17 protein-coding genes are annotated in these 16,557 nt (G+C 64.1%); 11 read left to right on the forward strand and 6 right to left on the reverse strand.

The window, feature by feature from the left end:
* Positions 1-233: 233 nt before the first annotated feature.
* A protein-coding gene (locus ACIGJG_RS32060) for an IS3 family transposase (protein WP_483673311.1) occupies positions 234-1,399 on the forward strand; the annotation gives its coding sequence in 2 pieces (ribosomal slippage) (positions 234-498 and positions 498-1,399; 1,167 coding nt in all).
* A gap of 645 nt (positions 1,400-2,044) precedes the next feature.
* On the opposite strand, the gene ACIGJG_RS32065 is transcribed toward ACIGJG_RS32060, so the two are convergent.
* Positions 2,045-2,824, reverse strand: a complete 780-nt coding sequence (locus ACIGJG_RS32065; RefSeq protein WP_483674095.1) for an SDR family oxidoreductase — start codon at positions 2,822-2,824, stop codon at positions 2,045-2,047.
* Positions 2,824-3,150: a nuclear transport factor 2 family protein gene (locus ACIGJG_RS32070; protein WP_483674096.1), complete on the reverse strand. Its 327-nt coding sequence runs from the start codon at positions 3,148-3,150 to the stop codon at positions 2,824-2,826. Before ACIGJG_RS32070 ends, ACIGJG_RS32065 begins: the two co-directional genes overlap by 1 nt.
* A 94-nt stretch (positions 3,151-3,244) precedes the next feature.
* Here ACIGJG_RS32070 and ACIGJG_RS32075 point away from each other — a divergent pair, with 94 nt between their 5' ends.
* A complete protein-coding gene (locus tag ACIGJG_RS32075) occupies positions 3,245-3,586 on the forward strand; it encodes a winged helix-turn-helix transcriptional regulator (RefSeq protein ID WP_018312229.1) in 342 nt (113 codons plus the stop codon).
* 385 nt (positions 3,587-3,971) lie between these two features.
* Here ACIGJG_RS32075 and ACIGJG_RS32080 read toward each other — a convergent pair whose 3' ends face one another.
* The 4 genes from ACIGJG_RS32080 to ACIGJG_RS32095 form a co-directional block, all read right to left on the reverse strand.
* Positions 3,972-5,264: a TRAP transporter large permease gene (locus ACIGJG_RS32080; protein WP_483674097.1), complete on the reverse strand. Its 1,293-nt coding sequence runs from the start codon at positions 5,262-5,264 to the stop codon at positions 3,972-3,974.
* Positions 5,261-5,821: a TRAP transporter small permease gene (locus tag ACIGJG_RS32085; RefSeq protein WP_483674098.1), complete on the reverse strand. Its 561-nt coding sequence runs from the start codon at positions 5,819-5,821 to the stop codon at positions 5,261-5,263. Before ACIGJG_RS32085 ends, ACIGJG_RS32080 begins: the two co-directional genes overlap by 4 nt.
* Entirely contained in the window at positions 5,818-6,846 is a 1,029-nt protein-coding gene (dctP, locus tag ACIGJG_RS32090) for a TRAP transporter substrate-binding protein DctP (RefSeq protein ID WP_483674099.1), read from the reverse strand. Before dctP ends, ACIGJG_RS32085 begins: the two co-directional genes overlap by 4 nt.
* A gap of 242 nt (positions 6,847-7,088) precedes the next feature.
* Entirely contained in the window at positions 7,089-7,901 is an 813-nt protein-coding gene (locus tag ACIGJG_RS32095; protein WP_483674100.1) for an IclR family transcriptional regulator domain-containing protein, read from the reverse strand.
* 169 nt (positions 7,902-8,070) lie between these two features.
* Here ACIGJG_RS32095 and ACIGJG_RS32100 point away from each other — a divergent pair, with 169 nt between their 5' ends.
* The 9 genes from ACIGJG_RS32100 to ACIGJG_RS32140 all read left to right on the forward strand — a co-directional run bounded on the left by ACIGJG_RS32100 (position 8,071) and on the right by ACIGJG_RS32140 (position 16,499).
* On the forward strand, positions 8,071-9,648 hold the full coding sequence (locus ACIGJG_RS32100; RefSeq protein ID WP_483674101.1) for an alkaline phosphatase family protein: 1,578 nt from the start codon (positions 8,071-8,073) through the stop codon (positions 9,646-9,648).
* 69 nt (positions 9,649-9,717) lie between these two features.
* On the forward strand, positions 9,718-10,698 hold the full coding sequence (locus tag ACIGJG_RS32105; protein WP_483674102.1) for a Bug family tripartite tricarboxylate transporter substrate binding protein: 981 nt from the start codon (positions 9,718-9,720) through the stop codon (positions 10,696-10,698).
* Between the two features lie 68 nt (positions 10,699-10,766).
* A complete protein-coding gene (locus tag ACIGJG_RS32110) occupies positions 10,767-11,255 on the forward strand; it encodes a cupin domain-containing protein (RefSeq protein WP_483674103.1) in 489 nt (162 codons plus the stop codon).
* Positions 11,256-11,304: 49 nt separating this feature from the next.
* On the forward strand, positions 11,305-12,330 hold the full coding sequence (locus ACIGJG_RS32115) for a hydroxyquinol 1,2-dioxygenase (RefSeq protein ID WP_483674104.1): 1,026 nt from the start codon (positions 11,305-11,307) through the stop codon (positions 12,328-12,330).
* A 46-nt stretch (positions 12,331-12,376) separates the two neighbouring features.
* A complete protein-coding gene (locus tag ACIGJG_RS32120) occupies positions 12,377-13,840 on the forward strand; it encodes an aldehyde dehydrogenase family protein (protein ID WP_483674105.1) in 1,464 nt (487 codons plus the stop codon).
* Between the two features lie 34 nt (positions 13,841-13,874).
* On the forward strand, positions 13,875-14,942 hold the full coding sequence (locus ACIGJG_RS32125) for a maleylacetate reductase (protein ID WP_483674106.1): 1,068 nt from the start codon (positions 13,875-13,877) through the stop codon (positions 14,940-14,942).
* Positions 14,943-14,972: 30 nt separating this feature from the next.
* The gene (locus ACIGJG_RS32130; RefSeq protein WP_483674107.1) at positions 14,973-15,857 is read left to right on the forward strand and encodes an intradiol ring-cleavage dioxygenase; all 885 of its coding nucleotides are present in this window, start codon (positions 14,973-14,975) and stop codon (positions 15,855-15,857) included.
* 5 nt (positions 15,858-15,862) lie between these two features.
* Positions 15,863-16,177 carry a YciI family protein gene (locus ACIGJG_RS32135; RefSeq protein WP_483674108.1) on the forward strand — a complete coding sequence of 105 codons (315 nt, stop codon included), beginning with the start codon at positions 15,863-15,865 and terminating at the stop codon, positions 16,175-16,177.
* A gap of 4 nt (positions 16,178-16,181) precedes the next feature.
* The gene (locus ACIGJG_RS32140) at positions 16,182-16,499 is read left to right on the forward strand and encodes a Rieske (2Fe-2S) protein (protein ID WP_483674109.1); all 318 of its coding nucleotides are present in this window, start codon (positions 16,182-16,184) and stop codon (positions 16,497-16,499) included.
* The last annotated feature ends 58 nt before the right edge of the window (positions 16,500-16,557 follow it).

Here is a 16,557-nt window from a genome sequence, read left to right on the forward strand (position 1 = left end):
TCAGTGTGATCCACCGTCGAGACGTACTGCTACGTCGCCCTCAGGGAATTCAGATGCACGCAAAACCGAAAACCGATCACGATTGACACGAGGAGTCATATCAGTCCATCGACCCTAAACAGCCTGTTGCACCCAGCTTGCCAGTGTCCCTTGACGACCACATATGAGGTAGCCTGATCGAGACAGACACGCCTGGTCCTTAGATTAAGATCGTGGATCAGGAGCGCGCGAAGATGAGCAAGGCAAGACAGACGTACACGGAAGAGTTTCAGGCAGAGGCCGTGAGACTGGTGCTGGAACAGGGGCTGACGCTGCAGTCGGCCGCCCAGCGTCTTGGGATTCCGAAGGGCACGTTGACGAATTGGGTGTTGAGAGCCAAAGCGCCTGGAGCAACAGCGGCACCAGGAGGCGTGACAGTGGCGGAGCTGGCGGCGGAGAATGCGAGGCTGCGCAAGGAGCTGGCAGAAGCGAAGCTGGAGCGCGATATTGTAAAAAAAGCCGCAGCGTACTTCGCCAGGGAATCACTGCCCGGTACGCGTTCGTGAGGCAATGGCGAGAAGTGTATCCGGTGAAGATGATGTGCCGGGTATTGGGAGTCTCGCGCAGTGGTTATTACGACTGGACGCACAGACCTCACGGGCTCAGTCCGGAACAGGAGCGGTTGCATCTGGCGATCCGGGCGGCCCACAAGCGCACGCGTCAGACGTATGGCACGCGGCGCCTGCAGCGAGAACTGGCTGGCGATGGATTCATGGTCGGTCGTGACCGGCTGGCCCGACTGCGCAATGAGATGGGGATTCGGTGTCGGCAAAAGCGTCGATTCGTGGCGACAACGCGCTCGGCACATAATCTGCCAGTGGCGCCCAACCTACTGGAGCAGAAGTTTGAAGCCGACAGGCCAAACGCCGCGTGGGTGACTGACATCACGTATATCGCAACCGACGAGGGGTGGTTGTACCTGGCAGGAATCAAGGACCTGTACACATGCGAGATCGTGGGCTACGCGATGGGGCCCAGAATGACACAGGAACTGGTAGGCGAGGCGCTGTTCCGGGCGGTGCGTAGCAAGCGGCCGCGGCCCGGCCTGATACATCATTCGGACAGGGGTAGCCAATACTGTGCTCACGGCTATCGCAGGTTGCTGGCGCAGTTCGGCATGCAGGCATCGATGTCACGCAAGGGAAATTGCTACGACAATGCGCCCATGGAAAGCTTCTGGGGCAGTCTGAAAGCAGAGCTGGTGTACCACCATCGGTATGCCACCCGGATGGAAGCCATGGCCTCTGTTCGTGAGTACATTGAAATTTTTTACAATCGCCAACGGCGGCATTCCAAGTTGGGGTACCAAACGCCAGGCGAAGTCGCTGCAAGCTACCTCAATCGACTAGCTGCAGCATGAACCAGACGTGTCCGCTCTAGACAGAACACCTCAATATCAGGCACTGGAACATCCCGGTTGACTCGACACTCTGTAACTGGATCGGCTACAAAACGGAAAGCGATACGTGAGGGAGATTTTTCGGCGCCTGTCAACAGCCCTCCTTCTCCCGAAAGTGCGTTGTGAACCCTCGATGCTATGGCACAGACCGTCCCGCGGCATTGGTTTGTGCGGTGAGTATGCGCCCCGAAGTTTTTGGATGGCCTTCGCAAGGTCACTTGAGGATGGCAGACCGAACAGGCGAGCCTAATCTATGCTGAACTGGGTCGCTGAAGACAATCGACGTCGCACCGTCGTGACTACGAACCAGCAGCGATCGCGTGCAACAATCGGATTCGCTCCTTATATTGCAACGGGCTCGACGCCATCACCGCCTTAAAACGGCGATGGAAACCGACAGCCTTACGACTCGCCCTAGCAGCTTCATCATCGGCAAGCGGAGCGCCCAGGCCCGCGCGGGCCAAAGGCGTCAGGGGTCAAAGCCGGATGGCAGCGGCTCCCGCGACGCGGGGCGCACGCCCCAACCCAGCGGCGGTACACCAGGACGCAAAGGGTGCCCGGGCGATGAGTACTGCAGAATCGTGTCGGTGTCCAGATGGATGAGTCTTACGCGGTGGGAATGGTTCCACCGTCGATCACGTACTCTGTCCCGCTGATCGCCGCCGCACGCGGCGAGATCAAAAAGGCGATCAGGTCGGCGACTTCCGCCGGCTTGCACGGCCGCCCGAGCGGGATGCCACCCAGCGCATCCATGATGATCTGCTTGCCGCCTTCGTAATCCGTACCGGCCTGGCTGGCAAGCCGTTCTGCCAGCGCAACTGCCGCTTCGGTTTCCACCCAGCCCGGCGACACGCGCACGACGCGCACGCCCTTAGGCGTGATTTCCTTCGACAGACTCTTGCTGTACGCGGACAGTGCAGCCTTGGCGGCAGCATAAGCCGTGGTCGATTCCGGCAAGGGCAAACGATTCTGGATGGACGTGACGTGGATGATGACGCCTGCACGTTGCTCAATCATCTTCGGCAACAACGCCCGATCCAGTCGTACGGCCGGAAACAGATTGAGGTTCAGCTCTTTCTGCCATTCGGTTTCATCCAGCGCGGCAAAACCGCCTGCCGGGGCTGACGATCCGCCCAGGACATGGATGATGGCGTCCACGCCACCCAGCCGGTTTTCGATGGCCCGTGCTACGGTGGCGCAACCGTCCGGCGTAGTGAGGTCGGCTTCGACGAACATGGCGTCGGGAATGAAGTCCGGCTTGGCACGAGCCGTCGTCAGGATGCGCGCGCCGAGTTCGCGGAGCAGTTCGACGACGGCGCGGCCAACGCCCTTCGTGCCAGCCGTGACCAGCACACGCTTGCCCGTGAGTTCGCGGTTCGTGGTCATCAGTGGATCTCTAGAAATTCAATCTTGTGGTCCGTGAGCCGGAATACATGTTTCAGGTCGGCGACACCTCCGGGGAAGTTGCCAGCATATTGAGCCACGACAGTGACGCGGGCGTCGTCTTGCACGAACGTCAACGGCTCTACGCTATAGGCATACTTGCGCTGCGCTTCCGCCAGCCAGGTTTCGATTGCTTCGTGTCCCTGATACGTCTGGCCTTCATCGTGGACAACGGCCTTTTCGGAAAAAGCGCGTCGCAGCGACGAAGGCGCGGCACCATTGCTCACCTGAAAAAAAGTGAAGACCGCATCGGGTAGTGAAATGTCCATGCAAGGAGCCTCTGATGGCAAAGTTTCGATACAGGAATTTTCACTATAAACTTACTATTGAACAAGAACGCACGGAAAAGTAAGTTACCTACCTATGGGAAAGGAATACACACCCGACACGGCCGCAGTTGGTGTCGAAGCAGTGCTTAAATTGCTGGAAGGGCGCTGGAAGCTGGTCATCCTGTTCCACCTTTTCGATGGCAAGGTGCAGCGTTTCTCTGATCTGGAGAAGCTCATCCCTGGTATTTCGCAAAAGATGCTCGCGCAGCAGCTACGCCAGTTGGAGGCGGACGGGATCGTGGCAAGAAAGCTCTATGCCCAGGTGCCGCCCAAGGTGGAATACCGGTTGACTGATTGGGGACAAGCACTCTGTCCCGCTCTGGACGCTCTTCTCAAATGGGCGGAGCAGCGCAACGAGTTGCTAAAAGCTGTCTGATGCCGAGTAGATTTCCCTAGGTAATCTCCGTTGATTGGCCTAGCAAGCCAAGCCGGATCAGACTCTCCGCGGTCGCAACAATGGCTTCATCTCTCGAACACGGCGACCATGCGAGTCTGCCCAACTACAGCCGTGTGCCTAAGGAAGAGCGCCGGGTGAGCTATCGCACTATAGCTATTGCACGGGCCAACGGCCCTTCGACCGCTTTGAGCGTCTGTTGATGGAGTCAAAAGAGTCCTGGAACACGACACGATCAATGACCGCAATTGGCCCGACAAGCGACGCCGGAGATCGAAGGAAGGGTTGAGGGTTGGCCCGTAACCCCGGAATTCTGATGTGACCGCAGCATCCCGTCCTCGGATCGGAATGCCTGCGTCAAGTCCGATTAGCGCATCAATCCAACCAGCGCGAGCGCGATGCCTGGCACGAGGATCACCAGCACGAGTGCGATGACGTTGGCGGCCAAAAAGGGGATGGTTCCCTTGAAGATCGTGCTGATCGACAGCTCGGGCAGCATGGTTCTCACCATGAAGATGTTCATCCCCACTGGTGGATGGATCATGCCGATCTCCATCATCATCGCCACGTAGATCCCGAACCAGATCATGTTCGCGCCAAGCGGCTGCACGATCGCGGCGAACACAGGGATGGTCAGCAGCATCATGGCCAGCGCCTCCATCAGCGAGCCGAGCACGATGTAGATGCCGGTGATCACGAGGATGACGCCCAGTAGCGGCAGGTGCATCGCCTGAATCCAATCGACCAGCGTTCCCGTGAGGCCAGACAGGGTGATGAAGTTGGCGAACACCATGCCGCCGAACGCGATCGAGAAGATCATGGCTGTGGTCTTGCCCGCTTCCACCAGTGACTCGAGCAGCGTGGCGAAGGTCAGCTTGCGCCGGATGCCGGCAAATATCAGCGCGCCGGTCGCGCCAATGCTGGAGGCTTCGGTCGCGGTGAAGATGCCGCTGTACAGGCCGCCAACCACCAGCAGGAACAGCACCAGCACGCCCCAGATCTTGCCGGCCTTGCGAAAGCGGACTGCCCACGAGGCCCGTTCTCCCGGCGGGCCCTTGGTCGGGTCCCGCCTTACCGTCCACCAGATCGACAGCAGGAAGAGCGTGCCAAGCAGCAGGCCGGGCCCGATCCCAGCGATGAACAGTTTGCCGATGTCCTGGTCGGTCAGCACACCGTAGATCAGCAGCGGGAAGCTTGGCGGAATCAGCGCGCCCAGCGTACCGCCTGAACTGACGCACCCTGCTGCCAGGCTGTCCGCGTAACGATGGCGGCGCATCGGCGGCATGGCGACCTTGGTCATCGTGGCCGCCGTGGCGATGGAGCTGCCAGACATGGAGGCGAATCCTGCGCAAGCCAGCACGGTCGCATGGGCCAGTCCGCCGCGGAAATGGCCAATCCACGCATTGGCCGCGTCGTATAGCTCTTCCGCGAGGTCGGCCTTGTAGATGAACGTCCCCATCAGGATGAACATCGGCAACACCGACAGGTTCTCGTTGGCCGCGAGATCGGCGATGGTCATGCCGGCCATCGCCAGCGCCGGTTCGACACCGCGTATGAGAGCGAAGAATCCCACGCCGACGCTCAGCATGGCGAAGCCGAGCGGCACGCCTGCGAATGCGAACAGCAGGACGGTGAGAAAGCCTAGCAGTGCGAGCGTCATGATGCCTCCCGGTGACGAGGAAACGATCTGAGGTGCTGGAACGCTAGCAGGGTCAGGACCAGCAGCGTGACTGCAGCCAGCGCACTCATGAAATAGCTCAGGGGCGCGAGCGGCCATTCGAGCACGGTGGTGGTGATCTGGTTCTCCGCGAGGTCAACGCCGTCGGCGGCCAGTTGCCGCGCCATGATCGCCACGGCTGCGATGCTGACTAGCAGGACAAACGCCTGCTGCAGCCACGTGCCCAGGTCGCCAAGCCTGTCCTGCAGGATGTTCACGGTAATGTGCTGCCGGCCCAACGTGACCAGCGGGAAGGCCGAGAAGATCAGGATGGCCATGGCGAATCGCACCATTTCGGCGGCGCCGCGGATCGGTGACGAAAGCCAGTAGCGCAGGAAAACGTCGCCGAACGTCAGCATCATGATGAAGCACAGCGCCAGCGCCACGATGGTCCCAAGCGCGCGTTGCAGCCAGCGGGCCGCCCAACCGCGCGGCGGGGCGGCGCTGGCCGAGCCCATCTCCGCAACCGTCGGGGTTGCAGCGGAATCCGGATGTTTCATTGGGCCTCCTTCAGCGCTTGCTCGCGATAGAAGCGAAGAGCGCCCTGTCCGTCTACATTGCGCCGCGCCGCGGCGGCAAGCCACTGCGCTTCCATCGGACGCGCGAGGTCGGTCAGCTCGGCCAGGAAAGCGGGGGGCGGCGTGACAAGCGCCAGTCCGCCAGCCACAGCGTCGGCACGCGCCTGCGTGTTCGCCTGGTCGATGACGCGCATGCGCCGTGCAAAGGCCTCTCCGGACAAGGCGGTGATGGCGCTGCGGTCTGCCACCGAGATCGAATCCCAGGCCGCCTTGTTGACGAAGAAGGAAAAGCTTGGCGCGGTAATGCCGCCTGGAATGATGGTCTCGGCCCGCGCATAGCGCACCACGTTGAAGCGAGCGGCGTCCAGGTCGGGAATGCCCGCGAAGCCATCGACCGTGCCGCCGGCCACCAGTTCGCTCATCTTCGCCGCGGGCGTGGCCACGACGCCCGCGCCGGCATGATCCATCAGGTTCGCCGCGACGCCTGGCAGCGCCCACAGCTTGACGCCCCGCATGGCCTGGCGCGAGGTGATGGGCTGCTTGAGGCTGTAGAGCTGGCCCGCCGGGAAGACCACCAGCGCCAGTAGGTGCACGTCACGATACTCGCCGGCCTGACTGAAGTACTTTTCATGCGTGCGCCACAGTGCCACCGACATGCCGGCCGCCGTGGTCGAGCCAAGCGGCAGGTGCGCAAGCTGGGGCAGGGTGACGCGATTCTGAATCAGGCCGTTGAAGATATAGGCCCCGTCGACAATGCGCTTGCGGACCACGTCCCACTGCTGCTGCGGGGAGCCTACGCTCGTTGGCGGATAAACGATCCTGACGCGGCCTTCGGTCGCCCGCTCCACCTCCTGCGCCCACGGCTTCATGATCGCGACGTTGAAGATGTGCTGGGGCGGCAGAAATGCACTGACGACCAGGGTGGTGGCGGCGCGCGCCGTGGCGGGCAGCGCAAATGAAAGCGCCGGCAGCAGTGCCGCCGCTATCCATGCGATCCATCTCGGCATGGTGTCTCCTGTTTCTCGGTTCTTGTGTCGTGGCCGGTGCGAGAAAAAGGGGGGCGCCGGCCAGTCGCGGCGGCCGCGCAAAGCAGCCGTCACAGGATCAAACTTAGCGGCTGGCGCAGCCGATGTCCCGGGTTTTTACTGCGGGTTTCACGTGGTGAAACCCGCTGGTATGCCGGGCGGCGCAGGCAAGTCGGGGCGCGCCGAGGCGAGAAGCGCAGAGGGCAGGCGCGCGGGGGCCCGCGCTATGGGCGGGCCGACATCTTCCCAGCGATGGCGTCGGCCGCGTGCCGCAGCGGTTCGAGGCATTGCGTCACCATCTGCTCCAGCGTGCGCACGCCTCGAATCCAGACGATGTTGACGCATCCATATACGCGCCCCTTGTCTCCCATGATTGGCACGGCCAGTGCCTCCAGGCGGTCGTCCGCCTCGGTGCGCGGCTTGTCATAGTCGCCACCGAAGCCCTGCTCGCGCACGCCGTAGCCGCGCTGCTGCGTGCGCTCGATCGACCGGGACACGTACGCCGGATCACGCGCGACAGCGTCCCCGTCCCGGCGGCTGCGGCGCAAGGCTCCCAGGATCATCTCGCGTTCCTTCGGCGGGCAGAAGGCCAGATAGGCCTGTCCCACCGCTGAACGGAGCATATTGACCTGGAAGCCGATGTTGTCGCGCCGGATCGTGAAGTACGACTCGGCACGGTTGGTTTCGCACAGCATCATGGCGTTGCCGCGCCGGATCGCGAGATCCGAGGGCCACAGGATCTCGGCCTGAAGCCGGTCGAGCTCGGGAGCGGCGAACTGTGCCAGCCGGTCGGTCACGTCGGATTGCCGCCGGCTTGCGGACGGCGGACTGCCGGGGCAGTAGTGCCCGTCAGCGATGCGCCGCCAGATCAGCGCGCGGCGCTCCAGGGTCACCAGAATGCGCAGCAGCGTCGCCTTCGGCAGCCCCGTTTCATCATGGAGTGCCTGCAGGCTCGCGCCTCCGGTCCTGCGCACCTCGTCCAACACGGCCAGTCCCCGATCCAGCGCCGTGATTGTTTTGACCTTCGGGTCCCACATACCACCCTCCCGCACGGAACTACTCAGTTGCCCGTTGATTTCACTGAGTGAAACTCTAGCAGAAGCCGCTTGAGAAGCCCACTCGCAGGAAATATTGTTCTGGCCATGGCGGCGACGCGGCGAACGTGTCTGACCGCTTCACTACGAAGCCACAAGAGGAGACGTCGAGATGGGAGCGCAACGCATACGCAATGTCCTTTGGATCATGTGTGATCAATTGCGCTGGGACTACCTGTCCTGCTACGGCCATCCTCGCCTGCATACCCCCAACATCGACCGCCTCGCGAGCCGTGGCGTGCGCTTTACCAACGCGTTCGTGCAGGGGCCCGTGTGCGGGCCGTCGCGCATGTCCTACTACACAGGGCGGTACGTGACGAGCCATGGCGCCGTGTGGAACTTCGTACCGATGCCGGTTGGCGAGATGACGCTCGGTGACTTCCTGCGGCCCCATGGCGTACGCGTCGCCGTAGCGGGCAAGACGCACGTGGAGGCGGATCGGGCCGGCATCAGGCGACTGGGTATCGATCCGCACAGCGCTGAGGGCGTGCTGGTGGCGGAAGGCGGATTCGAGCCGTTCGACCGCGACGATGGCATCTGGCCACCAGGCTTTGCCGACGAGAGCCACCAATACACCGCCTATCTGCGCGAGCGTGGGTACGACGGGGCGAATCCGTGGCACGACCATGCCAACTCGGCCGCCGGTGAGAGCGGAGAGATCCTGTCCGGCTGGGACATGCGCTACGCCCGGTTGCCTGCACGAGTGCGGGAGCACGATTCGGAAACGCCGTACATGACGCGCCGCGCCATCGACTTCATCGAGCAGAGCGGCGATCAGCCCTGGGTGTTGCACCTGTCGTACATCAAGCCACACTGGCCCTACGTCGCTCCCGCACCGTATCACGCGATGTACGGCCCTGACGATGTGCTGCCGGTCAGGCAGCACCAGAGCGAGCTGGACCATGCGCACCCCGTGCTGCAAGGTTTCCGCAACTGCGAGGTGAGCCGCAATTTCTCGCGGGCGGAGGTGCGGGACACGGTCATTCCCACTTACATGGGCCTGATCAAGCAGATCGACGACCAGCTCGGCGTGCTGTTCGACTACCTTGAACGCAGCGGTCGCTTCGACGACACGATGGTGATCTTCTCCAGCGACCATGGCGATTACCTTGGCGACCACTATCTCGGCGAGAAGGAGCTCTTCCACGACAGCGTGGCCAAGGTCCCGTTGATCATCTGCGACCCGCGCCCGGACGCTGCGCGAGGCCACGTTGAAGCCCGGCTGGTCGAGGCCATCGATCTGGTGCCAACCATTCTCGATGCCTATGGGCTGCCCATTCCCGACCACATCGTGGAAGGCCGATCGCTAGCGCCGCTGCTGCGCGGCGAGACGCCGAGCGAATGGCGCGATGCGGTGTTTTCCGAGAACGATTACGCCTTCCGCGATTTCGTGCGCGAACCCGTCGGACGCCCGGTGCACGGCTGCCATATGACGATGGTTCGCGACCACGACTGGAAGTTCGTGCACTTCGAAGGCCTGCGGCCGCAGTTGTTCGACTTGCGCAACGACCCGGACGAGTTCGTCGACCTGGGCGCCGATCCTGCCTATGCAGAGATACGCGAGCGCTTCCAGGCGCGCCTGTTCGACTGGCTGCGCAACCGCCGTATCCACCCGACAGTCAGCCACGCGGCCATGGCCGGATGGACGCGCAAGGAAGAAGAGGTCGGCATCCATATCGGCCGCTGGTAGGGCGGTTGGCAGTACCCCGTAGCGGCCACCGGAGAGCCGCCAGGTATCACGAAACTATCAGGAGACAACATGAAACCCACAAGTCGCGCGCTGGCGCTTGCCTGTCAGATCGCCTGCGTTTTTGCGGTCGTGCCGGTGGCTTCGGCACAAGCCGACTGGCCCAGCAGGCCGATCCGGATCGTCGTAGCGTTTCCGGCAGGTTCGCCCGGAGACATCGCATCGCGGCTGGTTGCCAACAAGCTTGGCCAGTCGCTCGGGCAGCCAGTGGTGGTAGAGAACCGTCCGGGTGCCGGCGGCAATATCGGCGCCGACGTGGTCGCCAAATCGCCCGCCGACGGCTACACGCTCCTGCAAGGCCCGGACACGATCCTGACGGTCAATCCGACGCTATACCGCAAGCTCAGCTTCAAGCCGGGCGACCTTGTCCCCGTGATCACGCTTGCGCGCTTCAATCAGATGCTGGTCTGTGCGCCGTCCTCGGGTATCCAGTCCCTTTCCGACCTGGCGAAGAAGGCCAAGTCGGCGCCGGAAGGGCTGAACTATGCCTCGGGCGGCCCCGGCGTGCCGGGCCACCTGGCGATGGAGATGTACCTGACGCAGGCCGGCATCAGGATGACGCACGTGCCGTACAAGGGACCGTCGCCGGCCATGCAGGATGTGCTGGCCGGACAGGTTCCCTGCGGATATCTGGCATCGCCGGTGGTCACGCCGATGGTCAAGGCCGGCAAGCTTGTGGGACTGGCGGTATCCGGTTCTACGCGCTCGGTGCTGGCGCCGCAGGTACCGACCATGGCCGAGGCCGGCGTGACCGGATACGACGCGAGCTTCAGCGAATTGCTACTCGCGCCGAAGGGCACGCCGGACGCCATCGTGCGCCGCCTGAATGAAGAGATCGGCCGCATCGTGAAGCTGCCGGAGGTGCGCGCGAAGCTGCTTGCCAATGACCTCGCACCCGCCCCCGACCAGCCCGCCGCATTGGCCAGGCAGATCGAAGCCGAGACCGCCAAGTGGCAGGCCGTGATCCGCCGCGTCGGTGTGTATCTGGACTGATCCGGCCCCCCGACAGACAACCAACCGCAATTCGCCGGCGGTGCATCCGCCCAACCCAGGAGACATCCATGACGACATCCACGCCCCGAACCGTTTTCGGTTCTCTCGACAACTACCGCAAGGGCAGCATCGAAGTGACCCAGGGCGACGCCCGTCACTATGTGTTTTCCAACATCTTCGAAGTGGCTGCCGGCTCGGCGCCGTACGAGCGGGTGGTGGTCGGCAAGAACCTGGAGTACGTGGTGGAAGCCGCGCGCGCCGAAGGGCAATCCGCATGGTTCACCTGCTCGCACGATGAATTCGTGATCTCGATGGACGCCGAGGTACGCGTGGACTTCGTCAAGCTCGATACACCTCCCGCCGCTGCGGATGGCGCCGTGCTGGCCGAGCCCACGGGGCGCAAGATGGGCCACGTGGTGCTGGGCAAGGGCCACCAGAGCCTGCTGCCGGCAGGCTGCGCCTATCGCTTCAGCGCGCAGCGGCCATGCGCACTGCTCTTGCAATCCAGGCTTGGCGCGCTGTCCGTGGAGAAGTGGGCGGACATCTGCCTCCACTGATACCCAAGGCCCCGATCCCACGTTCCCCACATCATTCAGGAGACTTACCATGGCCATGCTCGACGTTGCCGACAAGCCGAAAACTTCCACCTTCGCCGCCGATAAAGTCCAGTCCGGCGCGCCGGATCCGGTGAGCGGCTACCGCGATTTCAACCTTGGCGCCTTCCGCTTCTCGCGCGACGCCTACTTCGCCACCGTGCAGTGGCCCGCGCGCGGCCAGCTCCGTACCCACGCCATTCCTGCCGACGCCTTCCTGCGCGCCATGATGCGCGACGTCGCCTGGGGCTTCTTCTACGGCTGGGTCAACTTCGACCACGTATTCGGCACGCGCAACCACTACGGCAAGGTCGACGTCTACGCGGGCGCCTTCAACGGCGTGATGAAGGAAGCGGGCGTGGACTATACCGAGACCTTCGAGACCCCGGTCATCATGGCGACATTCAAGGCCATTCTGCACGACTGGACCAACGAAGGCTTCGATCCTTTTGCCGCGCCCGAGGAAACCGGCACAGCCTTCGGCCCCAAGCATGGCGACAACATCGCTGCGATCGAGCGCACGCGCATCGCCACGCGCCGCATGCCCGGCCTGCCGGACGACTCGCCGCTGCGCGATGACCTGCCCGTCAACCGAGCCTTCCTCGACGTGGCGCAAGATGAGCCCGAGGTCCACGTCGAACCCGGCTTTGAAGGCCAGCTCCACGCATTCAACCTGTTCAAGTACCTGTCCCGCTCGGACGTGACGTGGAACCCGTCGGTCACGTCGGTCTGCGGCCAGAGCCTGTTTTGCCCGACTACCGAAGAGTTCATCCTGCCGGTCTTCCACGGCAACGATCGCGTGGAGTGGTTCCTGCAACTGTCCGACGAGATCATCTGGGACATCGGCGACAAGAACACCGGCGCGCCGCGCGCCCGCATCACCATGCGCGCCGGCGACATCTGCGCGATGCCGGCCGACATCCGCCACCAGGGCTACTCGACCAAGCGCTCGATGCTGCTGGTGTGGGAGAACGCCACGCCGAACCTGCCTAAGCGGTACGAAAGCGGGGAACTGAAGCCGTATCCGGTGGAGTTCTGATCGTCCGCTCCGTGCCTTGCGCCTCACATACTCCTGGAACATCGTCATGCTGAACAAACTCTTCATCAACGGCCGCTTCGTCGATGCGCTGGCCGGTGGCACCATCGACGTACTGAATCCGCACGACGGTAGCCTCATCACCGCCATCGCTGCGGCCGAGGCAGCCGACGTGGATCTCGCCGTCGAGGCCGCCGCCAAGGCGTTCCCCGCCTGGTCCCGCATGGCCGCCGCCGAGCGCGGACGCCTGCTGCTGAAGCTGGCCGATGCCATCGAAGCCAACGCCGAGGAACTCGCGCAGCTCGAATCGCTCGACACCGGCCACCCGATCCGCGATTCGCGTGGTCTGGACGTGCCACGCACCGCCGCCTGTTTCCGCTATTTTGGCGGCATGGCGGACAAGCTGCAGGGCTCGGTCATCCCGGTCGAGACCGGCTTCCTGAACTATGTGCAGCGCACCCCCATCGGTGTGGTCGGCCAGATCGTGCCGTGGAACTTCCCGCTGATGTTCACGAGCTGGAAAATGGGCCCGGCATTGGCGGCAGGCAATACGGTGGTGATCAAGCCGTCCGAGCTGACGCCATTGTCGTCGCTGCGGATTGCCGAGCTCATGGCCGAGGTCGGCTTTCCGGCGGGCGTGGTCAACATGGTGCCGGGCTACGGCCATACGGCGGGCCAGCGGCTGGCTGAGCATCCTGGGGTCGGCAAGATCGCCTTCACCGGGTCGACCGCTACGGGCAGGCGCATCGTGGAAGCCTCGAAAGGCAATCTGAAGCGTGTGCAGCTCGAGCTGGGCGGCAAGGGCGCGAACATCGTCTTCGAGGATGCCAACCTTGACGCGGCCATCAACGGTGCTGCATGGGCGATCTTCCACAACCAGGGGCAGGCGTGCATCGCGGGCTCGCGGCTGGTACTGCATGAACGCATCGCCGACGAGTTCCTCGACCGATTCGGCAAGCTGGCGGCATCCATCCGGCTGGGCAATCCGCTCGATCCGGAAACCGAGATGGGGCCGCTGACGTCGGCGCAGCATCGCGACAAAGTGTTGTCCTACACCGGCGTGGCGCGAGAGCAGGGCGGGCGCGTTCTGACCGGCGGCCGGGCGCCGGCGCTCGCGGGGCTTGAGAAGGGGTACTACGTCGAGCCGACCATCGTCGAGGCAAAGCCGCATGACCGCGTGGCGCAGGAGGAGGTGTTCGGCCCCTTCGTTACCGTGCTGCGCTTCGGCAGCGACGAGGAGGCGCTGTCCATCGCCAACGCCACCGAGTACGGACTCGGCAGCGGCCTGTGGACGCACGACCTGGGCCGGGCGCACAAGATGGCCAACAGCATCCATGCCGGCATGTGCTGGATCAACTGCTACAAACGGGTGAACCCCGGCAGCCCGTTTGGCGGGCTTGGGCAATCCGGCTACGGTCGCGAAATGGGCTTCGAGGCCATGCACGACTACACGGAAGCGCGGTCGGTATGGGTCAACGTGGACGCCACGATACCGCCGCATTTCAAGCGCTGAGGCACGCGGCAGGTCAATGAGTCAGGGAGGAGCGATGGAATCCTTTGTCTACCAGGCCACACCGTCACGGGTGGTCTTTGGGCCGGGCCGGCTGGCGGCGCTGCCCGACGAGGTGAAGCGGCTCGGCGCGCAGCGCGCGCTGGTGCTCACCACGCCGGAGCAGCGGCCGCTCGGCGAGCACGTGGCCGCGCTGCTCGGCGAGTGCTCGGCGGGCGTCTACAGCGAGGCGGTGATGCATGTGCCCGTCGAGGTCGCGCAGGCCGCACGCGATCAGGCGGCGCGGCTGGGTGCCGACTGCTACGTGGCGGTCGGCGGCGGTTCGACCATCGGGCTCGGCAAGGCCATCGCTCTGGTCTCGGGGCAGCCCATCATCGCTGTGCCGACCACCTACGCCGGGTCGGAGGTGACGCCGATCTACGGGCTGACTGAAGGGCGCTTGAAGAAGACCGGCCGCGACCAGCGCGTGCTGCCGCGCACGGTCGTCTATGATCCCCAGCTGACCCTGAGCCTGCCCGCCGGGATCTCAGCCGCCTCTGGCATGAACGCGATGGCGCATGCGGTCGAGGCGATGTATGCCGAGGATGCCAACCCGATCATCAGCCTGATGGCCGAGGAGTCGATCCGCGCGCTGGCAGGATCGTTGCCCGCCGTTGTGCAACGGCCGGACGACATCGAAGCCCGCAGCCGTGCCCTGTACGGTGCGTGGCTCGCGGGCGTCTGCCTGGGCACGGTCGGCATGGCGATCCATCACAAGCTCTGCCACACGCTGGGCGGCACATTCAACCTGCCGCATGCGCAGACGCACGCCACCATGCTGCCGCATACCGCACACTACAACCACGCCGCCGCGCAGCGCGCGCTGGAACGCGTGGCGCGGGCGCTGGGTGGCGAACGGGCGTGGGACGCCGGCCCGCTGCTGTTCCGGCTGAACCAGTCGCTGGGTATCGCCACGGCGCTGACCGCCATCGGGATGCCGGAGGACGGGCTGGACGAGGCCGCCACGCTGGCCTGCACCAATCCGTACTACAACCCCAGGCCCGTCGCGCGCGACGCGGTACGGGCGCTGCTCGAACGCGCCTGGCGCGGCGAAATGCCGGCCTGAATGCGGCAATCACACCTCAGGAGAGCCAACATGGAGCGAAGCCCCCTCGCTGCCGCCGACGCCGCACTGACCGAGCAGGTCATCGCCCGTTTCGGCGACACACCCGACCCTCGCCTGCGCGCGCTGATGCAGGGGCTGGTTCGCCATCTGCACGCGTACGTGCGCGAACTTGAGCCGACAGAGGCGGAGTGGTTCGCCGCCATCCAGTTCCTGACCGATACTGGCAAGATGTGCGACGGACTGGTCCGCCAGGAATTCATCCTGTTGTCGGACACGCTGGGCGTGTCGATGCTCGTCGATGCGATCAACCATCGCCAGTCCACTGGCACCACCGAGACCACCGTGTTCGGTCCGTTCTACATGGCCGGCATGCCCGACCGGGCCTTTGGCGAGAACATGGCGGCCACGCCTGGTACACCCGCGCTGGTCCACGGCCGCGTTTGCGCCGCCGATGGCACGCCGCTGCGCAATGCGGTGCTCGACATCTGGCAGACCGCGGAGAACGGCATGTACTCGGGCCAGGACACCGCCCAGCCCGCTGGCAACCTGCGCGGCCGCTACCGGACTGACGATGACGGTTACTACGCGATCCGCACCATCGTGCCGGTGAGCTACCCCATCCCGACCGACGGCCCCGTCGGCCGCATGCTCGACGCCACCAGGCGCCATCCATGGCGGCCGGCCCACCTGCATTTCATGATCGACGCGCCCGGCCATCGCCGGCTGGTCACACACCTGTTCAACCAGGGCGATCCGTACCTAAACTCGGACGCGGTGTTTGGCGTCAAGGAATCCCTGCGGGTAGCGTACGAGCAGCGCCCCGCGGATGATCCGTTGGCACGGCGTTTCGGCTTCCATGGCCCGTTCCGTGAAGCGCGCTACGACTTCGTCCTCGAACCGACCTCGCAAGACTGATCGCCATGTCCCGCTTCTATGCCATCTTCGCCACCGACAAGCCCGGCATGCTGGCCATCCGCGAGCGCGTGCGCCCCGCCCATCGCGCCTATCTGCGCAACGCCGCGGCCGGGCAAGGCGTGTTCGTGCGACTGGGTGGCCCGACACTGGACGCACAGGCCGACACGATGAACGGCACGCTGCTGGTCATCGAGGCCGAGCACATCGACGACGTGCAACGCTTCGTAATTGACGACCCTTACATGCACGCCGGCATCTTCGAACGCGTGGAGATCCGCCCGTGGGACTGGAGTCTGGGTCAGCCCGGGCGCGAGGGGTGACGATATGGACACCACCGTGCTGTGCCATCTCGATGACGTGCCCGACGGCGGCGCCCGCGTGATCGACCGTGACCCGGGAGTCATCGTGGTTCGCCGGGGGCAACAGGTCTGGGCCTACATCAATCGATGCCCTCACTTCTCCATTCCGCTGGACTTCGAGCCGGGCACCATCTGCACGTATGAGGCCGAAGTACTGATGTGCGCCCATCATTCCGCGCTGTTCCGGTTTGCCGACGGCGTTTGCATCGACGGTCCGTGCCGTGACGCGACGCTATCATCGATGGCCGTGCAGGTGATCGACGGGCGGGTGTGCCTGTGCTAGCCGCCGCGCACCATGGCTACTCCTTCACGGGCTGTTTCCTGTCGCTTTGGGCGTGTGA

The sequence above is a fragment of the Cupriavidus sp. C1SS-2L genome (assembly GCF_057073735.1).

Excerpts from the sequence above, each read along its gene's own strand:
- ACIGJG_RS32065 (WP_483674095.1), bottom strand. The coding sequence starts at position 2,824 with ATGACCACGAACCGCGAACTCACGGGCAAGCGTGTGCTGGTCACGGCT.
- ACIGJG_RS32070 (WP_483674096.1), bottom strand. The coding sequence starts at position 3,150 with ATGGACATTTCACTACCCGATGCGGTCTTCACTTTTTTTCAGGTGAGC.
- ACIGJG_RS32075 (WP_018312229.1), top strand. The coding sequence starts at position 3,245 with ATGGGAAAGGAATACACACCCGACACGGCCGCAGTTGGTGTCGAAGCA.
- ACIGJG_RS32080 (WP_483674097.1), bottom strand. The coding sequence starts at position 5,264 with ATGACGCTCGCACTGCTAGGCTTTCTCACCGTCCTGCTGTTCGCATTC.
- ACIGJG_RS32085 (WP_483674098.1), bottom strand. The coding sequence starts at position 5,821 with ATGAAACATCCGGATTCCGCTGCAACCCCGACGGTTGCGGAGATGGGC.
- dctP (WP_483674099.1), bottom strand. The coding sequence starts at position 6,846 with ATGCCGAGATGGATCGCATGGATAGCGGCGGCACTGCTGCCGGCGCTT.
- ACIGJG_RS32095 (WP_483674100.1), bottom strand. The coding sequence starts at position 7,901 with ATGTGGGACCCGAAGGTCAAAACAATCACGGCGCTGGATCGGGGACTG.
- ACIGJG_RS32100 (WP_483674101.1), top strand. The coding sequence starts at position 8,071 with ATGGGAGCGCAACGCATACGCAATGTCCTTTGGATCATGTGTGATCAA.
- ACIGJG_RS32105 (WP_483674102.1), top strand. The coding sequence starts at position 9,718 with ATGAAACCCACAAGTCGCGCGCTGGCGCTTGCCTGTCAGATCGCCTGC.
- ACIGJG_RS32110 (WP_483674103.1), top strand. The coding sequence starts at position 10,767 with ATGACGACATCCACGCCCCGAACCGTTTTCGGTTCTCTCGACAACTAC.
- ACIGJG_RS32115 (WP_483674104.1), top strand. The coding sequence starts at position 11,305 with ATGGCCATGCTCGACGTTGCCGACAAGCCGAAAACTTCCACCTTCGCC.
- ACIGJG_RS32120 (WP_483674105.1), top strand. The coding sequence starts at position 12,377 with ATGCTGAACAAACTCTTCATCAACGGCCGCTTCGTCGATGCGCTGGCC.
- ACIGJG_RS32125 (WP_483674106.1), top strand. The coding sequence starts at position 13,875 with ATGGAATCCTTTGTCTACCAGGCCACACCGTCACGGGTGGTCTTTGGG.
- ACIGJG_RS32130 (WP_483674107.1), top strand. The coding sequence starts at position 14,973 with ATGGAGCGAAGCCCCCTCGCTGCCGCCGACGCCGCACTGACCGAGCAG.
- ACIGJG_RS32135 (WP_483674108.1), top strand. The coding sequence starts at position 15,863 with ATGTCCCGCTTCTATGCCATCTTCGCCACCGACAAGCCCGGCATGCTG.
- ACIGJG_RS32140 (WP_483674109.1), top strand. The coding sequence starts at position 16,182 with ATGGACACCACCGTGCTGTGCCATCTCGATGACGTGCCCGACGGCGGC.